Below are 17,404 nucleotides of genomic sequence, written 5' to 3'. Positions count from 1 at the left end.
GACTCAGTAAGTGCTCTCCTACCTATGGCTAAATTAATCGGCATCATCGTCGTATTCGCGAGCGTGCTCGGCGGATACGTGCTTTCCCATGGCAAAATTGCCGCCCTGATTCAGCCCTTCGAGGTGATGATTATTGGTGGTGCGGCCCTCGGTGCATTCCTGCAGGCCAACCCCGGTCATATGACGATGAAAGTTCTCAAGAAGTCCTTGGGAATGTTCAGTTCTCGTTTCAACCATACCTTCTACCTCGAAGTACTGGGCCTGATATACGAGATCCTCAACAAGAGTCGCCGCGAAGGCATGATGGCCATCGAAGGCGACATCGAAGATGCCGCCGCGAGCCCGATCTTCGCCAAGTACCCGGCCGTGCTCAAAGACGAACGCATGACCGCGTTCATCTGCGATTACCTGCGCATTATGTCCTCCGGCAACATGGCTCCCCATGAGCTTGAAGGCTTGTTCGACATGGAACTTTACAGCCTCAAGGAAGACCTCGAGCATCCGTCCCACGCAGTGAACGGCATTGCCGACGCCATGCCTGGTTTCGGTATCGTCGCGGCGGTACTCGGTATCGTGGTGACCATGGCCTCCCTGGGCGAAGGCGACCAGAAATCCATCGGTCTGCACGTGGGTGCGGCACTCGTCGGTACATTCTTCGGTATTCTCGCGGCGTACGGTTTCTTCGGTCCGCTGGCCCATTCCCTGGCCCACGATGCCAAGGAAGAACTGAACATCTACGAAGCCATCAAGGCCTCGCTGGTCGCGTCCGCTTCCGGCATGCCGCCGTCGCTGGCGGTAGAGTTCGGCCGCAAGGTTCTGTACCCGGCGCACCGTCCTAGCTTTGCTGAGCTGGAACAAGCGGTTCGCGGTCGTTAAGCCATGGAAAATAACCAGCCGATCATCATCAAGCGCGTCAAGCGTTACCCCGGCGGGCATCACGGCGGCGCCTGGAAAATCGCCTTCGCGGACTTCGCAACGGCGATGATGGCGTTCTTCCTGGTGCTGTGGCTGCTGTCCACCGCAACTCCCGAACAGAAGATCGCCATCGCCGGTTACTTCAAGGACCCGGTCGGCTTTTCCGAAAGCGGCACGCCGTACATCATCGACCTGGGCGGCACGCCGACCCTGGCGCCGGAGAACACCCTCAACCCCGAGGTGAAATCTCAGCCGCAGCCAGACAAGGTGACCATCGACACCGAGCAGGTTGAAGGGATGGCCGAGCAGGTCGAGAAGGAACGTCTCGAGCTGTTGCTGCAAGAACTGCAGAACAAGGTCGAAGAGAACCCTCAACTCAAGAAATTCAAAGACCAGATCCTGTTCGAGATCACGCCGGACGGTTTGCGCATCCAGATCGTGGACGCCGAAAACCGGCCGATGTTCGACTCTGGCAGTGCTCGTCTGAAACCGTACTTCGAAGACATCCTGCTGGCCATGGCCGACACCATCAAAGCGGTGCCGAACAAGATCAGCATCAGCGGCCACACCGATGCCAAGCCGTACACGGGCACGGGTGATTTCGGTAACTGGGAGCTCTCGGCCAACCGTGCCAACGCTGCACGTCGTGCGCTGGTCGCTGGCAGCTATCCGGATGCGCAGGTGGCGCGCGTCGTCGGTTATGCCTCGTCGGCGTTGTTCGATCGCGAGCACCCGTTCAATCCGGTCAATCGCCGTATCGACATTATTGTGCTGACCAAGAAAGCCCAGCGTGCCATCGAAGGTTCGCAAGGCGCGGAACCGGCTCCAGAGCCGACGCAAGGGCAGGGTGGCCCGGGCGAAGTGCCCGTCACGCCAGCCGACCCGAACGCGTTGCCGGCGGATAAAGAACCGTTGCCGGCGCATGAGCTTCGTGAGCGATTGAATCTGTTCGACAACCCGGCACCGAAACCGGGCGAGCCGCCGAAGCAGTGACCCATGGAAAAGCCGGCAGCGATGTCGGCTTTTTTGTTCCTGTAAGAATGAATTTAGATCCGCCTGATTGCGGTAAAAATCAATGTATGAGGCATGTCCGAGAAAGGTGTAGGACGGCTCCGAGACGCATAAACCGGGTTTTACTTCGCTTGAGGCTCGCCTATAGTTTGCCCGTCGCCGACGAATCGGTGATCGACTTTAGCCGGTCGTAACAGATGATGCACAAGCGCCCGTATAATCGCGGCGCCTTTTGCTGCTTGGCATCTACATGTCTATGGTGGCTGTGCGTGGGACACCTCCGGGTGTGCCGGGTTCATCTGTCCGGTCGGCTAACCCGCGTACAGCTACCACCCCAATTCGTTTAGCCGCGTAAGGGTGGGAGTTTCGCCTATCAGATGAGATTCAAACCATGTCCAAATACCACCCGCTCCAAGGCAACTTCAGCGTCGGCCCCACGCTGTACATTGACACCGAAGCCCGCACTTCCGATCTTCTTGAAACTGCCGTCCATCGAATAAAAGCCGCGCGCAATCTGCTCAACAGCGTCACCTGCCTGTGCGTCAAAGAAGCCGAGGGACACGACCTGGAGCATTTCGCCAACGCTGCACACATGTTGATCCAGGACGGCTGTGACGCTTTGGATGCGCTGGGCTGGAAGCTGGAAAAAGCAGTACGCTGAGAATTGGAAAGCCGCGATATTCGCGGCTTTTTTGTCACAAATTTTGGGCTATACGGTCGGGAATCTGCCCTTCACTATCAGTCAGATATTTATTGTTGCAAGGCTTCGAGATCGACACCCTCTGACTGACCCGGAATTCGCTATGGACAATCAATCGCTGCTACAACTGCAACAGCGTTTCGACATGCTGGTACATCGGGTGCCTGATGAAGGCATCGAATTCTGGTTTGCTCGTGAGTTGCAAGAACCCTTGGGGTACGCGCGCTGGGACAATTTTTTAACCGCCATCAGACGTGCCATTGCTTCATGTAGAGCCACTGGAGTAGAGCCTTCCGATCATTTTCGTGACGTCACGAAAATGATCGAGGTCGGCAAAGGTGGTCAGCGCCCTGTCGAAGACTTCATGCTCACTCGTTATGCCTGCTACTTGATTGCCCAGAATGGTGACCCGCGTAAACAACCGATCGCTTTTGCTCAGAGCTACTTCGCGCTGCAAACGCGCAAGCAGGAGTTGATCGAGGACCGGATGCGCTTGCAAGCCCGTTTCGATGCCCGAGATCGTTTGCGTGAGTCGGAGAAAGAGCTATCGCAGAACATCTACGAGCGTGGTGTGGATGATGAAGGATTTGCCCGTATTCGCTCTCGAGGTGATGCAGCTCTGTTCGGCGGCAAGACCACTCAGGCGATGAAGGACAGGTATGGCATCGTTAAGAGCCGTCCTCTGGCTGATTTTTTACCGACGCTGACTATTGCTGCCAAAAATTTGGCTAATGAGATAACTAATCACAACGTGTTACAGGTGGATTTGCAAGGCGAACCAGCCATTGCCAAGGAGCATGTCCAGAATAACTTGAGCGTCCGAGATATGTTGGAACAGCGCGGCATCAAGCCCGAGGAGCTTCCCGCTGAAGAGGACATACGGAAACTTGAACGTCGCGTGAAATCTGAAGAGAAGAATATTGCCAAACAGGCGACCAAGCTGCCTGCTGATGATTCAGCTGATGTTTGAACTTAAATCTCACCAGGCTAACTGAGTTGGCAGTCGTGAATCGATTCCCTCGGCGTCCATTGATTGGTCAGCATTGAAATACAAAAAAAACCGCGATCATCGCGGCTTTTTTGCGCCGGTCAGAAACCGCGTCGGATGCGGTTCTTGAGCTGGTCGTGGAACAGCTCGGCATTGCGTCTGTAGGTGCCGTAAAGGGATTCGTTGATTGAATCAAGCGTCATTGAACGCTTGGTCGCCACTTCTTCTCGGTAGGCATCAATGAAAAACTCCAGATCCTTGTCGGTGCTGAGCTTTGGCCATTTATCGAGGTAGAGCGGCAGTTCCGCCGGTTCTGTCTTGAATGAGCATATCCGTCGGTTACTGATGGTCGCTTCACCGATTTCGAACGGCACCCACCACGACAGCGCGGTCTTGTCCGAGACTACCGCTATCAGATGCGTGCACGCCGTGATGTTGCGGGTGATGACCCCGGTGATGTCGTCAGTGGTCTGTGATTCCGGGTCCAGCACGTCGAAGTAGGTCTTGATGTTGGCCTGAATCAGACGGGTGTTGATGGCGATGGCGTGGGGCCGATCGCTATGGCGGTAGCTGATGAATACGGGCATCAGAAATGTCCTTTGAGGGCGAGTTCGCGGTAATAGGCGCCGAGCGCTGTGAGGCGGCAACCGGTGGAGTTGATGGCTGCGTAGTACATGTGTTCGGCGTCCACCGGTTCGATCAGGCTGTGGCGGTTGCACTTTTGCAGTTGGGAGAAGACTTCGCCGTGCTCTGGGTCGAACGTGGCTTCGGTAGGTTCGTAGCTGGGGTCGAGCGCGAACATTGATTCGGCTTCGGCGAACCAGTCGGGCAGTTTGCGCAGAATCTCTTTGGGGATCAGCGGCGAGACTTCTCGCAATGAAATGAACTGCGACACATTGGTTTTGAACACCGGGCGCTGTTCCCACGCGTCGAGAGCGTTGTCGACAAATGAATAGAGGCTGCCGGGGGTAATCTTTCCCAATATGTTCGCGGCGCCGCCGTGCAATGCTTGCAGCAACAGCCCAGTGAAGACGCCGTGGTTGGCGCCTTCCATCGCCGGCTCTTCCTTTTTGCACGCGGTGAGGATGGTCATGCCCTCGCACACCATGCTGCTTTCGCTGCGTAGCGCCCGCACTTCGCCCGCCGAGCCTGCGTTGCAGCAGTCGAGAATAATCACCTTGTTTTTGATCTTCACGGCTTTGGTCGCCCAATTCAGGATGTCGCTGATGCGAATTCCATCCTTGGCGGATTTGTAGTCCTGAGGGATCAGCATGCCTTCGTCCGTATCGACGTCGAAGTTGCCGTGACCAGCGAAGTACAGCAGAGCAACGCTGCAATCGCCTGAAAACAAATCCTGGATATGCCCTTCGAGCTTTTCACGGCTCAGATAATCTTCGGCGGAGGTCAGGACCAGGTTCTTGAAATTCGGATCGCCATTGGCGTCGGTTTTCAGCACCGAAGCCATGGCCATCGCGTCGTTGTTGCAACCACTCAATTGCGAAACATGGCTGTAGTTATTAATGCCGATGAACAGTCCCTTGCGCATGGTTCAACCCGCCGCGTGAGTGCGAATGGCACTGATGATGCTGTTGGTGTTCCACGCACACTCCGCGTGCGCCGCCCGGCGTACCACCGTGGAAATCCGCTCCGCACCAAACGGCTTGACCGCAATAATCACCTTGTTCATGCGCTTGGCGATCTCGATTTCCTTGTTGATCCACTTGCTGTAGGTCGAATACATCCCCGCCATGATCAGCACTGCCGAGCAGAGCCGAATCTTGTTTTCGATGGCTTCTTCAAGTTGTTTGTCCGTTTTCGCGCCGATGATCGGGTTGTCCGGTGGCACCGAAAAATTCTTGAACGTGAAGTCGGGCTTCGCGTTGAGCAGGCGGACCAGATTGTCGTGGGCGTCTGAGTAGTTCCACGAGTGACTGATGAACAAATGATAGGTTTGCATGGATGTCCCTCGGTATCGCCAATGTGCGAAGAGGGCTTGAATGTATGCAGTTGAAGGGCTGAAACAAGGGCTTCACGGTTAAAGAGAAATGCCCTTCAAACAGGCGTGCGGGTGCCTTACAGAAATGTCTGACGTTTAAACTGGTGGGTTGTTTTGTAGGTTGTTACAAGCGGCCAGCCGTCCCATCAATGTCGGAGCGGCTGGCACGTCTGTTTAATAGCTGGTTTCCGGCAAACTGGCGATGATCGAGCGATAGCTGTTCATCCGTTGCTGCTGCACGCGACCCTCTTCCAGGGCCTTGAGCAGGGCGCAACCCGGCTCGCGGTCGTGCTTGCAGTCGCGGAAGCGGCAGGTGCCGATCAGGTCGTTGAACTCGATGAAGCCGGCTTCGACGTCGGCACGGCTGACGTGGCCCAGACCAAACTCGCGAATACCTGGGGAGTCGATCAACTCACCGCCACCGGGGAAGTGGAACAACCGCGCGGTGGTGGTGGTGTGAGTACCCTGGCCGGACAACTCGGACAGCGGGCCGACACGGGCTTCGACTTCCGGCAACAGGCTGTTGACCAGCGAAGACTTGCCGACGCCGGACTGGCCGACGAACACGCTGATGCGCCCGTCCAGCTGTTCTTGCAGTTGCTCCATGCCGTTGCCGTGGTGCGCCGAGACTTCCAGCACCGGGTAACCCAGCGTGCGGTAAACCGCCAGCAAGGCATTCAACGCCGGGGCGTTCTGCTCGTCGATCAGGTCGAACTTGTTGAGCAACAGCAGTGGCCGGATGCCGGCGTGCTCTGCCGCAACCAGATAACGGTCGATCAGGTTGGCATGGGGCTCGGGCAGTGGCGCGAAGACAATCACGATCATGTCGACGTTGGCGGCTACAGGCTTGAGCTGGCCACGGCTGTCGGGGCGGCAGAGTTCGGTTTTACGCGGCAGTTGCGCCACGATCACGCCGATGCCCTGGTTGCCGGCACGCCAGACCACCTGATCGCCGGTCACCAGCGCAGGCAGGTTGGCGCGCAAGTGACAGCGGAACACCTGGCCGGCCAATTCGCCATCGAGCGCTTCGACTTCGACCTGCACACCGAAGTGCGCGATCACCAGGCCGGTCTGTTCCGGACCCAGATCGCCACCCTCAAGTGCCTCGACAGCCGAGGACTCGCGTTTGGCGGCGCGGGCAGCGCGCTCGCCCTGAATCTTTTCGATGCGCCAGTTTTGACGACGATTGAGTTGGCGTTTGGCCATGGGTGTTCCGTATCAAGAATGCAGCGATTAGGTAAAACGGCCGCGAGTTTAGCACGCCCGGCCACCGCCCTAGGCTAAACTGCGCAGCATTGCCTAGGAGCCGACACATGCAAAACTCGCAGAATCTGATCTGGATCGACCTGGAAATGACCGGTCTGAACCCTGATACCGACGTCATCATCGAGATGGCCACCATCGTCACCGACAGTGACCTGAACACCTTGGCCGAAGGTCCGGTGATCGCTATCCATCACAGCGACGAGATCCTCGCCGGCATGGACGAGTGGAACACCCGTCAACACGGCGGCTCCGGGCTGACCCAACGGGTGCGCGACAGCCGTATCAGCATGGCTGAAGCCGAATCCGAAACCATCGCCTTCCTGGAAAAATGGGTGCCGAAGGGCAAGTCGCCGATTTGTGGCAACAGCATCTGCCAGGACCGTCGCTTCCTTTATACCCACATGAAATCCCTGGAAAGCTTCTTCCACTATCGCAACCTCGACGTCTCGACCCTGAAAGAGTTGGCCGCACGCTGGGCGCCGGACGTGCGCGACAGCTTCAAAAAGGGCAGCACGCACCTGGCCCTGGACGACATCCGCGAATCGATCGCCGAGCTGCAGCATTACCGCAAGCATTTCATCAAGTTCTGATTCGGGTGTCTGCTCCGGCCCATCGCGAGCAGGCTCGCTCCCACAATGGACCTGTGTTTACAGGACAAGTGTGGGAGCGAGCCTGCTCGCGAAGGCGTCCGCACAGTCACCTTCGATGGTTGACTCTGACGCCCTCTTTTGGTGCCGCCCCTAAATGGCTAGACTGCGCGCCTTCCTGCAAGGACCGCCACCATGTTGCTGATGCTTTACCTGATCGCCATTACCGCCGAAGCCATGACCGGCGCCTTGTCTGCCGGACGTCGCGGGATGGATTGGTTTGGCGTGGTGCTGATCGCGTGCATCACAGCGTTGGGTGGCGGATCGGTGCGTGACGTGTTGCTCGGTCACTACCCGCTGACGTGGGTCAAGCACCCGGAATACCTGGTGCTGACCTCGGTGGCCGCGATGTTCACGGTTTTCGCTGCGCGCTGGATGCGCCATCTGCGCTCGTTGTTTTTGGTGCTCGACGCCGTGGGTCTGGTGGCATTCACCCTGATCGGCTGCATGACCGCCCTCGAAATGGGCCACGGCATGCTGGTGGCGTCGGTCAGCGGCGTAATCACCGGGGTTTTCGGCGGCATCCTGCGTGACATCTTCTGCAACGACATCCCGCTGATCTTCCGTCGTGAGCTCTATGCCAGCGTTTCGTTCGCCGCAGCGTGGTGTTACATGCTGTGCCTTTATCTGAAGGTGCCGGGCGAACAGGCGATATTGATAACGCTATTCGGCGGTTTCCTGCTACGGCTTTTGGCGATCCGCTTTCACTGGGAAATGCCGAAGTTCGTTTACAACGACGAACATTGAGCCCTGGCTTACACGCCACGAACAGCGCCGAGCCTACCCGGAGCAAATTTGCACTACAGCGATGCCCTGCTTTGCGTTGCCGGATTTGTCCGGTTTTCTTTTATGGTTTAGTAATAAACTCAGCTTCTCTCGCCTGTGGTCTGATCGTTATTTAAATACTGGTTACATATGATTTTATAGCGTGCTTGCGGTTGCATGTTATTTGTATCGCGTGGCATTCGTAACAGTGCGGATGCAAGGGAATGATATAAATCAAAAGGAATGAATATATGAGTGGTTTCATGGAGTCCGCGACAGTCAGTCAAAACAATGTGGGTGCTCTCGACAGTATTGCGGATCTGAACGTTAAGTTCGACGCGGGTGCATCCATTCGAAACAAGGTTCTGTACGGTAATGGCCGGATGCAAGTGAGGGTTCAAGTGCTGATTTCCGGTTGCGATGAGGATGGCAACTTTGTACCGATCCCGGCTGACGTTCTGGATACGGTCGAGCTCATTCATTACAGCACTGGCAAGACATTGCGAAACGGCTGGGGTGCCAGTATCGAGCAAGGTCGGTTTACCCTTGAAGCGCCCACCTCCACGGTGACAGCGGAAACCTCTGAAGAGGAGGCAGAGCTTGCCGCCCATCCCCATGTGCGCACCTTCTGGGTGTCTTCATCGGGTGTTGGCACGACCCAGATCGCTGCACGTATTTCATTGAACGGCACGGTCATCCGGAGCAATGGCACCACCGCGTCCAGTCACCACGACAGCAGCATCACACTGGATGCGCAGCTTCCGATCACCTACTCGATCGAGCAATTTCGCTGGACCTCTGTGCAGCGTGGCAATGAGGAACCGGGTAACCGGATCTGGAACTACTACCTCGGACTTCATCATCAGGGACATCAAATGAAACTGGTGGACTGGAGTTCGTCGCGAAGCACAGATGACGTCGAGTTTGCTCGTGGCAATAAGTTATATGCGTGGCGGACCAACCATCTTAGGGGCTTTCTGGTGCGTCCCGGTAAAAGTGAAATATCTCTAAGTCTGCCTTTCGATGGAAACAGTATTGCCTATACGTTTTTCCCTGATGCAATTACGACAAAGAGAAAGCATTACGTGGTGAGGGTCAATGACCGTGACGGTGAACTGACCGTTGTGCAGGCATTGTCCGAGTACTCGGACTTGTCTAACAAGGACAGTGCTGATGGAAAGTTTCACTTTTCCGTGTTTGATCAGTATGGAACGGAACACAAACTGGCCATTCGCACTGATTCTGCAGAACGTGCTTTTTATCTGGAGCAGGGATGATTCATACAACCTGTTGGATGCTTGACAGTGAATACCCGAACTTCAGGTTTGCAGCAAGTAGTAGGCCAGGCACCAAGATAACTGCAATAGATATATATGCTTTTGTCGTAAGGGCAAATCAGTAAGCTGCGATGTCTGGATCCCTCTGGCTGTACCGAGGCATGAACTCGGTTGGAGGGATTTCCCGACAATCACACACTACCTCAAGGATGAGAATTCATGATTGGCAAACCGCCAAAAGGCCAGACTCCAGCCACCCCTTCGAAGAAGCCTGTTCCCGATGTGCCTGGAGATGAACATGTTGTGCCGCCACGGTCCGATATCGACCTGCCTGACATGGCGCACCCGCGAAACCCTGTGACGTCCGTGAGCCCAGCGCGGGGAAGTACGCGTTTGGATTCTGATGCCCCGACACCCCTTATCAGAATCAGCATGATGCCTTCCGATGCGGTATCCGTGGACGCAGCAGCAACGCTTGCGTCCCGTCCGTTGAGCGATTTCTGGATTTCCGTTGCGGCAACGCTGCCGGACGCCGACGCTCAAGGTTTCAGGGTTTACAAGCGACGCCAGTATGTCGCCCTGGCCGACGGCCATTTCGTGCAGGTCGCCGAGGATCCCGGCACCGGCCAGCTACGGGCATGTCTGGCGAGCGAACGCGTCCCTTCGGGACCGATCATGGTGCCCGATCCAGACGGCAATCACTGGTACCCGCACTTGAACCCGGCCGATGCCGGAGTCTCTGCCCTGATGTCGCCTTCAGCTGTCGAGCGGCGGGTGCGGGCGCTCTATCCCGAGCTGCCGGATGATGAAGTGGCGCTATTTATCGATGAGCGCTTGCAGGTTGATCCGCTGGGCGTATTGATACGGCTCGAAAGGGAATCTCTGGCGCTGCGCGATGATCTTGAAATCTGGAGTGGGAACATACCCCCGCATCGGTCGGGTTCGACTGTCCAATGGAGCGCCGAGGCCCTTGCCCGTCAACGGCAGAACCGTGAGAAATTCAGTCAGGATCTGCAAGCCATCTGGCAACGAAAGTCAGAATCGGCGGGTAGATTCAGTGAAGAGCATTTTTCGTCATTCCTCGAGTTTGACGGCGAATTGCCTGAGTTATCCGCCAGGTTCGAGTACGTGACAGAACTGGGGCTTGACGCACGGAATCCTGGCCTGAGGATAGGGAAATTCCTCAAGAGCTTTCCGAATGTACGCTACCTGGCACTGGAAAATGTTCGGCTCGGAGAGTTTCCTCCGGACATTTTTCAAATGCGCGAACTGCGGCATTTGACATTGGATAATTGTTCGCTTCAGCTTTCGGAGGCCACCGCCGAAGGGCTGTCCAGAATAGAAACACTGACATTGTTAAGATTGAACGATAACCCACTGGTAGTCGCTCCGTATGTTGGTTTTATGCAGCAATTGCAAGAACTGTATCTACGAAACTCTGGTTTGGCCATTGTTCCTGCCGGGGTTGCCGAATTGCGGGAGTTGAGAATTGTTGATTTACGTGGCAATGATATTGTCGAAGTCGATGGCGATCTGTTTGATATCCCGGATACACAGAACCTGTTTGTAAATTTGAGCGACAATCCGCTCGGTGAAAATTCACGGCAGCGTATTGTTGATTATCTGGAAAATGCCAGCCTTGATCGGCAAGTCCTGATCCGTACGGACGACACAGACGTAGAGGAAGTTCAGTTTGTAACTGATTCTTCTGACAGTGGAGTGGATTCGCAGAGTGAATAAAGCCATCTGATTATTACTGAGTAAATACTTTGGGCTGCCCGCCTCCTGCTTCGTTGCCACGCGAGTGCAGGAACAGTGGGCTTTTTTTGTTATGAAATTTTTTTGTTAAATAAAGTTTGATTGCGGTTTGGTGAGTTGTTTTATTTTGTTGTACTTACATGTTGTTTGATGTCTGTCCTGTTTTTTTATCCTGAACTCGTGCTTCTATATTGGCCTGGTCTGTTTTACAAAGAATAGACGATCAGCCATATTCATATAGCAGGAGTTGAAATGTTAGAAGATTACGTAAGTGTTCAACGGTTTGAAGTGAAGTTTGACGCCGCTAAAACCATTCGACATAAAACACTCTATGCCAACGGGCGGATGCAAGTTCGAGTATTGGTATTGATTTCCGGAGGAGATGCTGAGGCTAATGAAGTGTCCTTGTATGGGCATTCGGCCTTGCAGACGCTTCGCTTGATTTCCTATAACGGCGCACGGCCTCTGGAAGGCGACTGGAGCGTCAGCACGCGTGAGAATCGATACGCACACGATATGTCCGGTGGTTTGGCGCGAGTCACCGATTTGGTGCCTGCCACGGATAACCGGATTTCCGATCCCGCTGACAGTGTGCAGGTTTTTGAATTCTGGGTTTCCAGTTCCAGGCCCGGGTCTTTGCAGATTGCCGCTGAAATAACGTTCGGCTCAACAGTGGTTCGAAGTAATGGCGTAGGAGAGTACGACAGTAGCATTACCTTGGAATCGGTTTCGCCCAGACAATATCCGCTTAATCATTTTAAGCTGGGCAAGTACAGAGACGTCGATCTAAATGTTCGCTACGACTCCCTTGAACAATACACCCTCGGGCTGAGTGCGGAAGGCCGGTTGATTCATCTCCTTGACTGGTTCGGTGATGAGGTGGCTGCAGATGCAGATGACGCCGTTCTGTTCTTTTCGTCGGGCAATGTTGTCAATACGACGGATGGCCGAAGAACGTATTACGGTTATATAGCGCCGGTTTATGGCACGAGAGCGACCCTTCGTGGGCCGAAGGGATACATGTCTGCTCCCGTTAATCAGGAGCGCGGAAAGTTATCGATATTGAAATATCAGTCGGCCGACTATCAGAGCCAGCCTGAACGCAACAAGGTATTCGCGCTGACGGTACTGGATGAGTATGGCACCGAGCATAGGCTGCTTATCAAACCTGACATCGATAATCGCTCGTTCACGCTGGGATGACAAACGGGATGAGCATAACTTTTTATGGATGCTTTTCATGCCGTCGGGGTTTTCTCGGAGGTTCAGTTTTCATTATGTTTTTACCCGCAGCAGGAAGTTGTTTATGAAGGATAATTCACCGGGTTCAGTTCATTCGAATGCATTTAATTTTGGCGAGTTTGTTGCCGGGGGCGTTGACCCTCGTACGGGCTTGTATACCTGTTCCTTATCCTTGGGGACTGTCCGCTCCGCAGGCCTTAACGGTCCCTTATTCGGCCTGACCTTGAGTTTCAATCCGCTGAATCATGTGGATGCCGGCTACGGGGTGGGGTGGTCGCTGGCCACGACCCACTATGACTTGCAAAGTAAGACGATGACGTTATCCGGCGGGGAGCGTTACAAGGCTTTGGAGACGGTCACCGGCCTTGAATTCAAGGAAATGAAGCTGGAGAGCGTCAAAGTCTTGAAAGCCGGCACTGGGCGTTATGACGTTCGTTACAAAGATGGCCGGCAAGAAGAACTTGAAGTTTTTGGTGCCAGCCGCATAGCGGTCCCGACCAGGATAGTGTCGGCCAATGGCGTGAGCATCGCGTTGAAATACACGCTCTTCAATCAGTACCCGATGCTGACCGAAGTCAGGGATTGCGAAAGGTGTTTGCTGAAAACAAACCGCACTGCCGGTCGCGTGACCTTGAGCCAGAACCCTGGAACTTTATCCGAGGCTCAATTCACGTTATCCCTTAGAAATGCCCGGGTGATGGCTATCGGGCTTCCCGAAGGAGGGAATTGGAATCTGGAGTACGAGGACATTGATGGGGTTGGTTATCTAAAGCGTATCGTTACTCCACTGGGCGCTGTGGAGACCATCCGATACAAGAAAGAAGGCCATCTGGTTGCCACTGGCGATTCGGTTCAGGCACTGCCGCATGTCATTGCTCACGACATTTATCCCCGTCACGGGCAATCCAAAGTGAGCAAGACTTATAAATTTTCGGATCGAAATTTCCTTGGACATGGTCTGGAGGCGACTCCGCCCGATGATGGCGATCCTCTCTACCGGGCCCCCGCGAACTACCAGTACTTTTCTGTCGAAAACCTGCTGGTGGATCATAAGGTGCACACCCATACCAAGCGCACTTACAACAAGTTTCACTTGCTGGTCGCTCAAGTGACGACATGTGGCGAGGCGGTAACCTCGATAACCACTGACTATCATTGTTCAACAGACAAGTCTTTCCGAGAGCAGCCGCCTCAATTCCGCATGCCGAAAATGCAAACGGTGTGCTATGAGAATCGGAAGACCAAAAAAACGCGCAAAGAGATTACGGTCACCGAGTTCGACGGCGCGGGCAATTTGCTCAAGCAAGTCGGATCCGATGGCGTGACAACGTTGTCCGAATTTTATCCTGCGACCGAATCACCGGGCTGCCCGGCCGATCCACTCGGTTTCGTCAGGTTCGTGAAGCAGAGGACTGTCACTGCGGCATCCGGCGACGCTGCGTCCACCATTACACGCTATCGTTATGCCCTGCAGCCCGCTTTGCAAAACTCGGAACCGCCCGGCGTCGTACCTGTTGAAGAAAGTTTTTTTGAGGTGACGGCGAAGGGCGAAGTTCTGCGATCGAAAACCGAGCGGACTTATCTGGATACGCCAGGGGATCCGTTCAAGCACGGTGCGCTGCAAGAGCAAAGCATTACCCAGAACGGTAAAAGGACCCGCTCGGCATTTTCATATGAGCTTGATGGCACCACGCTTCGATTGAAAAACACCGTCCACGGATTTGATGGCACCCTTCGGACAACCGAGCAAGCGCTCTCGACACTGACCGGTTTGAAAGTAGCTGAAACCAATACGGGCGGCGGCTCTGTCGAATACGAATACGACAAGATTGGACGGCGCCTGCGCGAAACGCTTTCACCAGGCAAGACTTGCGCTGTCTCGACTCAATGGGCTTATCAAGTCGCAAGCGCCAGTGAGCCGGCGACAATGGTTCTCACTGATCCGTCGGGAAGTATGCAAAAAACCACCTACGACGGGTTGGGCCGCGTGATCGGCATCCAGGCGCTGGACTGTGACCATCCGGATGAGTTGGGCCGCAGTCAGATGCGCACGCTCTATGCCGCACTTCATGATAAGGCCGCACAGCAGGTGGAGCAGACGCACACCGACTGGTGGGACGGGGTGGCCCGGCCAATGAAAACTGTCTGGGTATACGACGCCTGGGGACAGATCAAACAGACACTGCATGCCGACGGGCGAATAGAGCACAGTGAGTTCGACCCGGTGGCTCGACAAGGAGCGAGCTGGCAGGAAGGCATGGGTAAAACCATGACCGTTCTCAATGACTTCGGCAAGCCGGAAAGCGTCGAGGTCTTTAGCCTGAAAGGCCAGAGCCTTGGCAGGACCCGTTATGAATATGACGGTTTGGGTCGGACAATCAGTCAGACCGATCCGGCAGGCAACACCACCCGATATCACTACGACGTATTCGACCGGATGGTTCGAAGTGTCCTGCCGGACGGGAGTGCAGTCGAAACTGAGTATGCAATCCATAGTGCCGAAGCGTTGCCAGTCGAAGTAAAAGTGGCCGGCCAGCGCCTGGGTCACCAGACGTTCGATGGATTGAGTCGTCTGATTGAAAGTTCAGTAGGGGGACGCACGTCCGAAACCGGCTATGAGGCAGGTCTCAGTCAGCCGAAATGGCACAGGACCGCGGGTGGCGAGAAAACCGAATTTGTTTATTCGCAGGAGCTGGGCGGCAGACTGGCGGAACGTAAAGCCAATGGATTGCTTGCCCGCTTCACCTATGAAGCGGTGAATGGAAAGTTGAAAACCTGCATCGAGCAGGGGCGCGAGGCTTGCCTCGATTACTACCCTTCCGGCCGGCTGAAGTCCGAAACCACCCACTACGGCGGGCACCGCCAGACAACCTCGTATACCTACTCACTCAGTGGCCGACCGCTGACGTTCGTCGATGGGCTCGGTGTCGAGCATAAGACCGAGTACGACGAATGGGGGCGCAAGATTTCGTTCAAACAAGGGCCGTTGAAGGCTGAGTTCTTTTACAACGAGTCAAGTTCGCTGGAGCGGATAGAGACTCGGGATACGACGACCAGGCGCCTCATGATTACGCGCCTTGCCTATGACGATATCGGTCGGGAAATTACCCGAAGTTTCGAAGTCGAGGGTTTGGCCACCCAGATGCTGACCTCCAGTTACACCCTGTCCGGTAAGTTGGCGCAGAAAGTCTTGAAACGCGGTACCGAACTATTGCGGGATGAACAGTTCACTTATGACGAGCGCGGCCGACTCAGTCATTACGCCTGTGAGGGTGCGCAGCGGCCGCGCGATCCTTACGGCAAAGAGATTGTCCAGCAGACGTTCACCTTCGATGCGCTGGATAACATCGTCACTTTGCAAACCACGTTTCCCCAGGGCGCCAACCTGACAACCTTCAGTTACAGCACGCTGGACCCCACTCAGCTCATGGAAGTCCGGCATTCCCATGCCGATTATCCGCAACCGGTAACGCTGGAGTACGACGCCAGCGGTCAGATGGTCAAGGATGACCAGGCGCGCACGCTGGCCTATGACGCGCTTGGGCGACTGACACTGGTGAACAATGCCCAGGGAGCGCCCATACGTGGCTTCCACTACGACGGGTTCGATCGCGTGGTGGAACTGTCACAGCCTAATATGCTGGACGTCCAACGCTACTATCACAATGAAACAGTCATCAGCGAAGTGCGCGGCAAAGACTCGCGCAGTATTGTGCGTCACGACGACTTGTTGCTGGGGCAGCATCAACTCGGGATGGACCCGCAACTGCGGATTTTCGGCACGGATCAACAACAAAGCGTGTTGACGGAATTTCATGGCCAGCAACTGCGAGATAGCGCCTACAGTCCGTACGGACACCGGCCTGCCGAAGGCGGTTTTTTCAGTCTGGCCGGGTTCAATGGCGAACAGCTGGATCCGCTGACGGGCCTGTATTTACTGGGCAACGGTTACAGGGCCTACAGCCCGACACTGATGCGTTTCATGCGCCCCGACAGCATGAGCCCGTTTGGTGCGGGAGGGTTGAATGCCTATGCTTACTGCCTGGGAGATCCGATCAATCGCGTAGATCCTACAGGGCACTTTTCCTGGCAGGCGGTTCTGGGGATCGCTCTTGGGGTCGCCGGGATTCTCGCCAGTATTGCGACGCTCGGTGTCGGCACGCTGGCTGTGTTGGGCGTCGGTCTGGGAGTCGCCTCGGGATTGACGGGCATCGCCAGTGAATTGGCGAATGAATGGGCTCCGGAATCAGAAGTGGGCTCGATACTGGGCTGGGTCAGTCTCGGTCTTGGCCTCGCTTCGGCAGGCGCGGGCGCTCTTGCAGTCGGACGGGCCTTCAATCGAAGCCGGCAGCTGTACCGTCCCCGCTTACTGGCTGCCGCTGACGAGCAACCGGCCAGAATCGTCGAAAAGGAAGATCGAATATTCGGCATGGGAAGGCAATCCAAGGCGCGTGGCAACGCTGCTCAAGCCGAACCGCCATCGAACTGGACTTTCACTGAAGACATCGGCCCCCACGATTACATCGAGAACGGTAAACGTGGAGCCGCGCAGAGGGCGAAATACAACGAATACCGAAACGAGATTGTCGAGCACAATACCCATCCCAGAGAGGCTGCCAAGGTATTTCCCACGGCCTTGTACGAAAATTACCCGAATTACAAACACTTTAAGCCTAATGACGTGCACAAGAACTTCATGCATGCACACATTCGTTTGACGCAGGAGCATCGCGTGTTTTTTCTGGTAAATGACGACACCCGGCAAATCTTGATCAAGCAAATCGGTTCTCACGATCCGCGATGGGTTTGAGCCGCCGACTGGCTCAGTCTTTCGGTACT

General features: G+C 55.3%; 14 protein-coding genes. 10 read left to right on the top strand and 4 right to left on the bottom strand.

All coding sequences use genetic code 11. The features are described 5' to 3' along the window. Positions 1-24 precede the first annotated feature (24 nt). The 4 genes from motA (at position 25) to dinD (ending at position 3,596) form a co-directional block, all read left to right on the top strand. The gene (motA, locus tag ACYZT5_RS21925; RefSeq protein WP_462047374.1) at positions 25-876 is read left to right on the top strand and encodes a flagellar motor stator protein MotA; all 852 of its coding nucleotides are present in this window, start codon (positions 25-27) and stop codon (positions 874-876) included. A gap of 3 nt (positions 877-879) precedes the next feature. After that, positions 880-1,908: a flagellar motor protein MotB gene (gene motB, locus ACYZT5_RS21920; RefSeq protein ID WP_462047373.1), complete on the top strand. Its 1,029-nt coding sequence runs from the start codon at positions 880-882 to the stop codon at positions 1,906-1,908. 409 nt (positions 1,909-2,317) lie between these two features. Further along, a complete protein-coding gene (locus tag ACYZT5_RS21915) occupies positions 2,318-2,587 on the top strand; it encodes a hypothetical protein (protein ID WP_462047372.1) in 270 nt (89 codons plus the stop codon). A gap of 142 nt (positions 2,588-2,729) precedes the next feature. Then, positions 2,730-3,596 carry a DNA damage-inducible protein D gene (gene dinD, locus ACYZT5_RS21910; RefSeq protein ID WP_462047371.1) on the top strand — a complete coding sequence of 289 codons (867 nt, stop codon included), beginning with the start codon at positions 2,730-2,732 and terminating at the stop codon, positions 3,594-3,596. A 119-nt stretch (positions 3,597-3,715) separates the two neighbouring features. Here dinD and ACYZT5_RS21905 read toward each other — a convergent pair whose 3' ends face one another. The 4 genes from ACYZT5_RS21905 to rsgA all read right to left on the bottom strand — a co-directional run bounded on the left by ACYZT5_RS21905 (position 3,716) and on the right by rsgA (position 6,816). Then, the gene (locus tag ACYZT5_RS21905; RefSeq protein WP_436274894.1) at positions 3,716-4,201 is read right to left on the bottom strand and encodes a toll/interleukin-1 receptor domain-containing protein; all 486 of its coding nucleotides are present in this window, start codon (positions 4,199-4,201) and stop codon (positions 3,716-3,718) included. After that, a complete protein-coding gene (locus tag ACYZT5_RS21900; protein WP_462047370.1) occupies positions 4,201-5,160 on the bottom strand; it encodes a caspase family protein in 960 nt (319 codons plus the stop codon). Before ACYZT5_RS21900 ends, ACYZT5_RS21905 begins: the two co-directional genes overlap by 1 nt. Before the next feature lie 3 nt (positions 5,161-5,163). After that, positions 5,164-5,571, bottom strand: a complete 408-nt coding sequence (locus ACYZT5_RS21895; RefSeq protein WP_123721499.1) for a TIR domain-containing protein — start codon at positions 5,569-5,571, stop codon at positions 5,164-5,166. A 213-nt stretch (positions 5,572-5,784) separates the two neighbouring features. Then, positions 5,785-6,816: a small ribosomal subunit biogenesis GTPase RsgA gene (rsgA, locus tag ACYZT5_RS21890; RefSeq protein WP_046028394.1), complete on the bottom strand. Its 1,032-nt coding sequence runs from the start codon at positions 6,814-6,816 to the stop codon at positions 5,785-5,787. Positions 6,817-6,923: 107 nt separating this feature from the next. Between rsgA and orn the strand changes: the two genes are divergently transcribed. The 6 genes from orn to ACYZT5_RS21860 all read left to right on the top strand — a co-directional run bounded on the left by orn (position 6,924) and on the right by ACYZT5_RS21860 (position 17,375). Then, the gene (gene orn / locus ACYZT5_RS21885) at positions 6,924-7,466 is read left to right on the top strand and encodes an oligoribonuclease (RefSeq protein ID WP_462047369.1); all 543 of its coding nucleotides are present in this window, start codon (positions 6,924-6,926) and stop codon (positions 7,464-7,466) included. A 192-nt stretch (positions 7,467-7,658) separates the two neighbouring features. Beyond that, positions 7,659-8,270 carry a trimeric intracellular cation channel family protein gene (locus ACYZT5_RS21880; protein ID WP_462047368.1) on the top strand — a complete coding sequence of 204 codons (612 nt, stop codon included), beginning with the start codon at positions 7,659-7,661 and terminating at the stop codon, positions 8,268-8,270. Between the two features lie 269 nt (positions 8,271-8,539). Further along, positions 8,540-9,565: a hypothetical protein gene (locus tag ACYZT5_RS21875; protein ID WP_462047367.1), complete on the top strand. Its 1,026-nt coding sequence runs from the start codon at positions 8,540-8,542 to the stop codon at positions 9,563-9,565. A gap of 219 nt (positions 9,566-9,784) precedes the next feature. After that, positions 9,785-11,305, top strand: coding sequence for a leucine-rich repeat domain-containing protein (locus tag ACYZT5_RS21870; protein WP_462047366.1), 1,521 nt, complete (start codon positions 9,785-9,787; stop codon positions 11,303-11,305). A 270-nt stretch (positions 11,306-11,575) separates the two neighbouring features. Further along, the gene (locus ACYZT5_RS21865) at positions 11,576-12,526 is read left to right on the top strand and encodes a hypothetical protein (protein ID WP_462047365.1); all 951 of its coding nucleotides are present in this window, start codon (positions 11,576-11,578) and stop codon (positions 12,524-12,526) included. Positions 12,527-12,629: 103 nt separating this feature from the next. After that, positions 12,630-17,375, top strand: a complete 4,746-nt coding sequence (locus ACYZT5_RS21860) for an RHS repeat domain-containing protein (RefSeq protein ID WP_462047364.1) — start codon at positions 12,630-12,632, stop codon at positions 17,373-17,375. Positions 17,376-17,404: the final 29 nt, after the last annotated feature.

It is taken from the genome of Pseudomonas sp. LB3P14 (assembly GCF_054898045.1).
The sequence above is the reverse complement of the archived record's forward strand: the minus strand, read 5'-3'. Positions and strand labels throughout refer to the sequence as shown.